9 protein-coding genes and 1 pseudogene are annotated in these 6,305 nt (G+C 65.9%); 9 read left to right on the forward strand and 1 reads right to left on the reverse strand.

Translation table 11 applies throughout. From position 1 onward, the window contains the following. Nucleotides 1–54 precede the first annotated feature (54 nt). The 8 genes from ACZ59A_RS44470 (at nt 55) to ACZ59A_RS44505 (ending at nt 5,061) form a co-directional block, all read left to right on the forward strand. Nucleotides 55–510 carry a nuclear transport factor 2 family protein gene (locus tag ACZ59A_RS44470; RefSeq protein WP_470971477.1) on the forward strand — a complete coding sequence of 152 codons (456 nt, stop codon included), beginning with the start codon at nt 55–57 and terminating at the stop codon, nt 508–510. 54 nt (nt 511–564) lie between these two features. Continuing rightward, a complete protein-coding gene (locus tag ACZ59A_RS44475) occupies nt 565–1,101 on the forward strand; it encodes a type II 3-dehydroquinate dehydratase (protein WP_470971479.1) in 537 nt (178 codons plus the stop codon). 46 nt (nt 1,102–1,147) lie between these two features. After that, entirely contained in the window at nt 1,148–1,549 is a 402-nt protein-coding gene (locus ACZ59A_RS44480) for a hypothetical protein (protein WP_470971482.1), read from the forward strand. After that, on the forward strand, nt 1,546–2,400 hold the full coding sequence (locus tag ACZ59A_RS44485; protein WP_470971485.1) for an alpha/beta fold hydrolase: 855 nt from the start codon (nt 1,546–1,548) through the stop codon (nt 2,398–2,400). Before ACZ59A_RS44480 ends, ACZ59A_RS44485 begins: the two co-directional genes overlap by 4 nt. 27 nt (nt 2,401–2,427) lie before the next feature. After that, nucleotides 2,428–2,721, forward strand: coding sequence for a putative quinol monooxygenase (locus tag ACZ59A_RS44490; protein WP_470971487.1), 294 nt, complete (start codon nt 2,428–2,430; stop codon nt 2,719–2,721). Nucleotides 2,722–2,868: 147 nt separating this feature from the next. Next, nucleotides 2,869–3,948: an integrase core domain-containing protein gene (locus ACZ59A_RS44495; RefSeq protein WP_470971490.1), complete on the forward strand. Its 1,080-nt coding sequence runs from the start codon at nt 2,869–2,871 to the stop codon at nt 3,946–3,948. After that, a complete protein-coding gene (locus ACZ59A_RS44500) occupies nt 3,945–4,670 on the forward strand; it encodes a hypothetical protein (RefSeq protein WP_470971492.1) in 726 nt (241 codons plus the stop codon). The genes ACZ59A_RS44495 and ACZ59A_RS44500 overlap by 4 nt, the downstream gene beginning before the upstream one ends. Nucleotides 4,671–4,692: 22 nt before the next feature. After that, nucleotides 4,693–5,061 (forward strand): hypothetical protein, encoded by a 369-nt coding sequence (locus ACZ59A_RS44505; RefSeq protein ID WP_470971494.1) that lies wholly within the window; start codon nt 4,693–4,695, stop codon nt 5,059–5,061. 48 nt (nt 5,062–5,109) lie between these two features. Here the strand turns inward: ACZ59A_RS44505 and ACZ59A_RS44510 are convergent, their stop codons facing one another. After that, nucleotides 5,110–5,757, reverse strand: coding sequence for a DUF6461 domain-containing protein (locus ACZ59A_RS44510; protein ID WP_470971496.1), 648 nt, complete (start codon nt 5,755–5,757; stop codon nt 5,110–5,112). Between the two features lie 288 nt (nt 5,758–6,045). Here ACZ59A_RS44510 and ACZ59A_RS44515 point away from each other — a divergent pair. Then, nucleotides 6,046–6,305 (forward strand): annotated as a pseudogene (locus ACZ59A_RS44515) (hypothetical protein); the annotation flags it as partial.

A 6,305-nucleotide genomic window follows, 5' to 3' on the forward strand; every position in this document is an offset into this window, starting at 1 on the left:
TGTGGGGTGACCCATCGGAGGACCCGGCACGGCACCTGGCTCAAGGAGGGCGACATGACCAACGCGACAACCACCGGCGTGATCGACCGGCTGCTGGTCCGCGAGACACTGGAGCGCTATCTGGGCTCGCTGGACGACAAGGACTGGGATGGCATCGCGGGGTGCTTCACCGAAGACTCCGTCTCGTACTACAACCACGAGCCGGAGCCCCTGCACGGTGGCGTCGGAGTCGCCACCTGGCTGCATCGGATGAAGGCGTACGACGCCACGAACCACGCGCTCGGCAACGTGCGCATCGAGGTGAACGGCGACCGCGCCACAGCGCACAGTCTGGTGATCGCGACCCTGCACCAGGGCGGCGAAGGCGTCGGCCGGGTCCAGGTGCGCGGAATCGACTACCTCGACCAGCTCGTCCGTACCGAGAACGGCTGGCGGATCAAGGAGCGGCGCCACCGCCCGACGTTCCAGTACGACGCGCTGTCCCAGACGAAGGTCCTGTACCGGAGCTGACCCCGAAGGACCGTCCCGCTCCCCCCTACGTCATACCAACACCAGGAGTTTTCCATGACCGAGGCCCACCCTGCCTACGGCTGGCGCCGACCCGGCGCCCGTGAGCTTCACATCACCCTGATCGACGGGCCCAACATGCCCAACCTGGGACACCGCAACAAGCGCGTCTACGGCCCCATCTCGTCGATCAACGCCCTCCACGACTATGTGAAGGAGGCCGGGGCCGGGCTCGGCGTAACGGTCGAGGCGCTGGCTTCCAACCACGAAGGCGTCATCCTCGACGCGATCCACGAGTCGGCCGCACGCACCGACGCGTACATCCTCAACCCGGCCGGGCTGACCAAGTCCGGCGAGCCAACGCGGCACGCGCTGGAGGAAACCGGCAGGCCATGGGTAGAGACCCACTTCTCCAACATCTCGGCGCCCCCGTGGTCGGGCCGCGGTCTGCCCGGCGGGCCCTGGGAGTCGAATTTCACGCGCTCGGCCACCGGCATGTCCATGGGACTGCGCCACCACAGCTATCTCGGAGCGCTGATCGCCCTCGTCTCCGCCTTCGATGACGAGGACTTCCTGGGCAAGGCCCCGGAGTGACGGCCCACCCTGAGCAGGAAGACACGAGTGCGCGAGGGGTGACCAGGTGAGTGTCTTCGGACCGTCGCAGGAAACGCAATGGCTTCGCCGTGCCGCCGACGACGCCGAATTCCAGCTGGTCAGTCGCTGGACCGAGGTGTGCCTGACGTTGGAGTGCGACGGCGAGTCCCACTCCTACCGGATCGAGAAATCCCGGTTCGTCACCGGACGCGGGCCCGGCACCCTTCCGGAGGTGGTCCTCGCGGGATCATCGGCAGCCTGGGAGGACTTCACGCGCCCGCTGCCGCCACGCCACAGCCACCACGTCCTGGCCATGGACCGCCGGCGAAACGACTTCGAGGTCCGGGAGGGCCGGGACGAGCTGATCCGGCATCTGCGGGTCATCGACATCGTCCTGCAACTGATGCGGCCGACCGGCCCCGACCACCGTGAAGGAGCGATCGCATGACGCACCTCGACCCCGTCGTCGGCCGGTATCTGCACATGGACATCCTCGACGAGCCGCACCGGGTCTACTTCGAGGAATCCGGCAGCGGCACGCCGGTGGTGTGCCTCCACACGGCCGGAGCGGACGCCCGACAGTACCGGCATCTGCAGAACGATCCGGAGGTGCTCACGGACTTCCGCGTCCTGGCCTTCGACCTCCCCTGGCACGGCAAGTCCCTGCCGCCTGCGGGCTGGTGGCAGCGAGAGTACCTGCTCACCACCGAGCGATACATCGACACCGTGATGGGGTTCGTCCGGGCTCTGGAGCTCGAGCGGCCCGTCGTCGTCGGCTGCTCGATGGCCGGCTCACTGGTCCTGGAACTTGCCCGCCTCCACGGCGCCGAGCTGGGCGGAGTCATCGGCTTCTCCGGAGCATCAACGGTCGAGGGCCGATTCCACGACTGGCCGCTCGCGCCGGACGTCAACAGCAACCAGGTGGTGCCTTCCTGGACCTACGGCCTGATGGCACCGCACAGCCCCACGGCGGCCCGCAAGGAGGTGTGGTGGCTCTACAGCCAAGGCGGCCCCGGCATCTACCGCGGAGACACGTACTTCTACAGCCACGGGCTCGATCTGCGCGGACGCGAGCACGAGATCGATACCACGGTGTGTCCGGTCCACCTGTACACCGGGGAGTACGACTACGCGTGCAGCTCGGAGGAGACCGAAGCCACGCTGGCACGTATTCCGGGGGCACGGGGCGGACGCATGCCGGACATCGGGCACTTCCCGGTTTCGGAGAACTACCCGCTCTGCAAGCAGTACCTGCTACCGGCGCTGCGGGAGTTGGCCCACTCCCGCTCCGATGCGTAGAGCGACGAGCGAGGAGGCCCTGCGACCGTGTCAGACCACTATCTTCAGATCATCGCCGACTACTGGATCAAGGACGGGGCGGAACGAGCCGTGCTCGCCGAACTGGCCCGGCTCGCCACACACAGCCGACAGGAACCGGGCAACCTCTCCTACGAGTACTTCCGTGACGTCGAGAACCCCTCCCACATCGTGGTTCTCGAGCGCTACACGGACGAGGAGGCGTTCGCGGCGCACCGTACGTCCCCCCACTTCACCACCATCGCGCGGGACCGGATCATCCCGCTCCTGGCCGAGCGCGAAGTGCGAACCTTCCCGGGGTAGGGCACCGGGGACTCACCGACCCCGGGTCCGCGCCACGGTGCCACGGAGAAGCCGTTGCGGCCGAAGACCTCGGCGATGGTGTGGGGCTCGAAAAGTCGTCGCTGCAGGTGACGTCAGGCATTCGGTCTCGGCTGAGAGCATGTCCGCGTGACCGTCTCACTGGTGTACAAGGTCGTGCGCAAGCCACTGTCCATCCCCCGGGTACTGCTGCGCAGCCAGGCCACGAAGGACGCGGAGTTGCTCGTGTTGCGGCACGAGAACGCGGTGTTGAGGCGTCAGATCCACGGCCGAGTCCGGTATGAGCCCTTTGATCGATTCTGGCTGACTGCGCTGTCCGGGCTGATACCCCGCTGCCGGTGGCGTGGGATCTTCCCGATCACGCCCGGCACCCTGCTGGCGTGGCATCGCAGGTTCATCGCGGCGAAATGGGACTACAGCGCGCGACGCGCCCCGGCCGGGAGACCACCGACCAGGGCGGCGCTCAGGAAGCTCATACTGCGACTGGCCCGGGAAAATACGAGGTGGGGCCACAGGCGGATCCAGGGCGAGCTGGCTCGCCTGGGGCACCCGATCGCCGCATCCACCGTATGGAACATCCTGACAGCCGCGGGCATCGATCCAGCTCCACGCCGTACCGGCCCAACCTGGCGCGAGTTCCTCACGAACCAGGCCGAGGGCATCATCGCGGCAGACTTCTTCCATCTCGACACCGTGTTCGGACGCAGACTGTACGCGCTCGCCTCCCTCGAACACGGCACCCGGCGCCTCCATATCTCCAACGTCACGGCACATCCCTCCCGGGAATGGGCCGTGCAGCAGGCCCGGAACGTAGCCGCCGACCTGAACACGCGTATGGAGTCCCTGCGATTCCTGCTCCGTGACCGCGATGGCAAGTACGGACAGTCCTTCGACGCCGTAGCCGATGGCATGGAGGTGATCAAGAGCGCGCCACGAACGCCGCGGATGAACGCCCACTGTGAACGGGTGATCGGCAGCATCCGGCGCGAGGCCCTCGACCACATCCTGATCACGAACGAGGCACACGCCCGACAGGTCCTGGCCGCCTACCAGCGGCCCTACAACACACATCGCCCTCATCGAAGCCGAGACCAGCTACCTCCTGACGCCGGGCAGCAGCCCATCACCGTGCACAACCTCAACGCACGCAGACTCCTGCGCACACACGTCCTCGGCGGCCTCATCAACGAGTACCACTACGCCGCTTGACCAGTAGCGATGACTTTTCGAGCCCGACAGGCTGTTGCAGCATAGAAAACCCCGCCAGCGGAGCAGAGAGGCGAAAAAGCGTCGCGGCTGATGTGCCATTACCGACGAACGACTGCACGGGGGACGAGGACGGCTCCTGGTACGCCACCCGCACGAGGCAGTGCGAGATCGACCCCAACGTCAAGTACACCTACTACAGCAGCGATGGCAAAACGGTGCTGGGCACCGCTCTCTTCGCAATCGCGCAGCAGATCGACCTCTCAACCACCAGCCTGAAGTGGACGGAGACCGACCAACTCACCATGCTCGCTGCGACTCCTGCAGTCACCAGTCTGGAAGCCACGCTGACCACGTCGTGCTCCGCCACGTACTCCCCCTCCACCACTCAGCCGTGGCCAAACAAAACACCCATCACAGTCGGCCAGACCATCAAGGGCACGTACACGCTGCAGGACAACCCCACTAAGGTCTACGACTATCTGGACCAGAGCTACGAGTTCACCCTCCACACTCCGGGCGCTGTCGTTCTGTCCACAATCAAATGGGGAGGCGTCGAGGTGCGCTGCGACGACAAACTCTCCATAGGCAATACCTCCGGGTGTGTGATTCCCTGGTATACCCACTCTGCGGCTCTCACGGGCGCTGTACGGCTCGTCAGTCGATATGATCGACTGGGCGCAGCGCAACCTGTCCGGTCACTGGGGGCTCAGAGGCACGGGTGAGCCGCTCCATCGCCTTCAGAGCGTGTCCCAGTCAAGATCCAACCGGCAGGCCATCTGCGGTGCGACCAAGTTCACGGCAGACCCGGCCATACCCGGGGACAGTTGTGACGAGTTCCCGTTCGCCGGCGTGTACGAGAGCGGCGCGCTCAACGGGGTAGACCACGGCAAAGACTGCGCGCAGGTGACGGCAGTGAAGGCGGGCAGTACTGGCAACCTTGCCATGGATTGGCCGACTGTTACGCCACTGGGCTCCTGGAGCGTCGGCCAGAAATGCGTGCGAGGGCACATCCCCGGAACGCTGAACTCCGAAGCGGGAGGGTGGTACGGCAACTTCGTGCAGAGCGCGCGTCTGGCCGACGACGATCCTTTCTGGGTTTCCGTGGTCGCCTGACTTCCCGCAGCTGACCGTAGCGCGACAGCCATCAGGGCGTGGCCTTGGTCAGCCTCCCTGGCATGTGTCGGGGAGGCTGACCGTGATCAGGGGCCCGTTGACGACCTCTGCCGAGAGGCTCATACCGAACTCTCGCTCGATCGCGGCCAAGGCCATCTCCGCATGGTTCCAGTCGTCCGACTCTTCCGACTCTTCCGACTCTTCCGAGAAGAAGCCGACGTTCGTGAGGGCCCGGTTGAGCCGACCGGGGTCGGTTCCCTCCGCCGGTTTGAACATCCAGTCGCTGTAGGTAGCCAGCACATGCCCATCGCAGGCGTGAGCAACCTTCACGGTGCCATTCAGCAGGTGCCACGCCGACACCACCTCAGTCCCCACCGACAGCTGGGCCATGACGCACGGGCCGAACGTCCTGCCATGCGGATCGACGTCCAGCACGAAGGTCCAGCGCCCGCTGCCGCACACGCGCACCGCCGGAACCTCCACACCGAACCGGGCCACCGCTTCCTCCACCGTGCAGCGCGGATGCCGCACCCCGTCGGCAACCCCCAGCCGGGCGAGCACCTCGCCCTCTGACATGTCGCGCACACAGGTCAGACCGTACTGATCCCAGTAAGAACGCCTCAGAGCGTCAAACAGCACCGAACCCGAGACTTCCTTCATCCCCTTGCCCGAAATCTGCAGCCCGACAACTGGCATCGCCCCTCGGCTTACCAGCGGCCACTGCCCGCCCGTTGCCCGAGGAGCACAGTAGCGGCCGGTTAGGGAACGTGGCTCCGGGGGAGGCTGCCTTTGAGAACCGCCGATGCGATGCGAATCCCAGAGACCGCCCCAAGAGCTGCTGAACATCTCCCGACCGGGCAGACCTCAGCTGCCATCCCATGTACACGGGACCAGCGGAGCGTGTCTGAAAGATCGTGTAAGTCCGTGATGTGAAAGGCTGGTCGAGGCCTGGACCTGAGCCTTGACCAGCCGGGACGGACGGACATGAACGACAACGGCGTGCCGGCTGTCGAGCCGGTCGAGGATGAGCTGGTGGACGAGGTCGTCGAGCGGCTGATGGACCGCGCTGACGCCTCGGGTGCGGCCTTGCTGAGTGAAGGCGGGCGGGTCTGTCAAACGAGCGGTGTATCTGGGGTTGTTGGTTACTGGCGGGCTGCTGAGAGTCGGCCGTCGAAGGTGATGTCGAAGGCGTTCAGCGCGGTCTTCCAGCGCATGGTCCAGCGGGCCTGGCCCCTGCCGGTGGG

The sequence above is a fragment of the Streptomyces sp. NPDC040405 genome (assembly GCF_055595765.1).